This is a genomic window from Streptomyces sp. NPDC006265, assembly GCF_040613555.1.
Classification (GTDB): Bacteria; Actinomycetota; Actinomycetes; order Streptomycetales; family Streptomycetaceae; genus Streptomyces.
In genome coordinates this window covers 1-2,082 of record NZ_JBEXSH010001212.1, presented here as the reverse complement: position 1 = coordinate 2,082, position 2,082 = coordinate 1, and the positions used below count along the sequence as shown (strand labels likewise).

The window sequence follows — 2,082 nt, the reverse complement described above, 5'->3', positions numbered from 1 at the left end:
AGGAGTCGAACGAAGAAACGAGCGGTACCGGACGGCGGGCCCTTCTCGGTGCGGCGGTCCTCGGCACCGGCGGAGCGGTGCTCGGCATGGCCGGCCGAGAGCACGCACCAAACGCCGCTCCTCAACGGGCAAACGTGGCCTGCCGCGGCACTAGTCGCGCACGGCGACGCGCTCCGCCTCCTTGGGGGTGGACTTGGCGACCACGACGGACGGCCCGGACGGCCGGTCCCGGCGAGGGCGCAGGCCCGTGAGGGTGATCAGCAGGCCGACGAGGGCGACGAGCGTCACGACCACCAGACCGGGCCGGTAGCTGTCGAGCACGGCCTGCGGCGAGGGGTGGGGCCCTCGGGGGAGTTCGCGGTCACCACCGCCGTCACCACGGCGAGGAAGATCGCGCCACCGACCTGGACCGAGGTGTTGAGCAGCCCCGAGACCATGCGCTGCTCGTGCTCGTCGACGCCGTTGGTGGCCTGGACGTTGAGGGACGGGAAGGTCAGCGCGAAACCGGAGCCGACCAGCAGCATCGTCGGCAGGATCACCGACGCGTACACCGGGTCGAGTTCGATGCGCAGGAACAGCACGTACCCGGTGACCATCACAGCGCGAAGCCCAGCACCATCAGCCGGGCGGTGCCGAACCGGTCGATGACGGCTCCGACCTTCGTCGCGGACAGCGCCACCAGCGCACCCGCGGGCAGGAAGGCCAGGGCCGTGTGCAGCGCGGACCAGCCGAGCAGCTGCTGCATGTAAAGCGTCACCAGGAATTGAAAGCCGATGTAGCTGCCGACGAACGTCAACGCGCCCAGCTGGGCCCGAACCTGCGGCCCCGAACGCAGCACGCCGAGACGGATCAGCGGACTGGGGCTGCGCCGCTCGACGGCGACGAAGGCCACCAGGAGGACGGCCACGGTGGCGAAGGACAGGATGGTCCGGGCCGCGCCCCAGCCCGCCTCGGGCGCCTCGACGACGGTGAAGACGAGCAGCAGCATCGAGGCCGTGCCGAGGACGGCGCCGGGGATGTCGTAGCCGCCCCGGCCGCGCTCGCGCTCGGTGCGCGGCAGCAGCTTCAGGCCCACGAGCAGGGCGATCAGCGCGATGGGGGCGGGCAGGAGCATGGTGAGCCGCCAACTGGCCTGCGTGAGCAGGCCGGAGAAGACCAGGCCCATCGAGTAGCCGGTGGCACCGCAGGTGGTGTAGATGGCCAGGGCGCGGTTGCGCAGCGGGCCTTCGGGAAACGTCGTGGTGATGATCGACAGGCCGGCGGGGGCGGTGAAGGCCGCGCTCAGGCCCTTGATGAAGCGGCTGGCGATGAGCAGCGGTCCCGAGTCGACGAGCCCGCCGAGCAGCGAGGCGAGCGTGAAGACGCCGAGGGCCACCAGGAACACTTGACGCCGGCCCAGTAGGTCGGCGGCGCGTCCGCCGAGGAGCAGCAGACCGCCGTAGCCCAGGATGTAGCCGCTGACGATCCATTGCAGCGCCGAGGTCGACAAGCCGAGGTCGGCGCCGATGGACGGCAGGGCGACGCCGACCATGGACACGTCCAGGGCGTCCAGGAACATCGCCGCGCAGAGCACGAGCAGGGTGCCCACAGTCGTGACGTCCAACGCCCCTCGGACGTGGGGGAGATGAGCGGAGAGGTCATATCCCGGACGCTATATGTATATGCATGAGATGCAAATGCATTTAATTCAGGTGCAACAACCTTGGTTCTCTGTTACGGTGCCGCGCATGGCTCAGCAGGCCGAGCAGGCGCTCGTGGAACGGTGGCGGGACATTCTGGCGCTGCACGCGCGGACACAGTGCGAACTCGACCGTGCGCTGCACGGCCACGGGCTGTGCGCCAGCGACTTCGAGGTGCTCGACGTCCTCGCCGGATGCCGGACGCCCAAGGGGACGCCGTCCTACCGCGTCCAGGAGATCTCCGAGCGGGTCCACCTGAGCCAGAGCGCGTTGTCGCGGCTGGTCGCCCGGCTGGAGAAGGAGGGCCTCGTCGAGCGCGGCATGTGCTCCGAGGACCGGCGTGGCGTGAAGGTCTGCCTCACGGCGAAGGGGCGCGGGGGGGGCGCGGGGGTGGGTTAACTGG

At 70.1% G+C, this 2,082-nt stretch carries 1 protein-coding gene and 1 pseudogene; one reads left to right on the top strand and one right to left on the bottom strand.

The annotated features are described in order from the left end of the window. Window positions 1-150: 150 nt before the first annotated feature. Window positions 151-1,641, bottom strand: a pseudogene (locus tag ABZ281_RS47210) (MFS transporter). An 86-nt stretch (window positions 1,642-1,727) separates the two neighbouring features. Here ABZ281_RS47210 and ABZ281_RS47205 point away from each other — a divergent pair. After that, the gene (locus tag ABZ281_RS47205) at window positions 1,728-2,078 is read left to right on the top strand and encodes a MarR family transcriptional regulator (protein WP_356664772.1); all 351 of its coding nucleotides are present in this window, start codon (window positions 1,728-1,730) and stop codon (window positions 2,076-2,078) included. The last annotated feature ends 4 nt before the right edge of the window (window positions 2,079-2,082 follow it).

Bases quoted from the DNA above. Each gene is read 5' to 3' on its own strand.
- ABZ281_RS47205 (WP_356664772.1), top strand. From the start codon at position 1,728: ATGGCTCAGCAGGCCGAGCAGGCGCTCGTGGAACGGTGGCGGGACATT.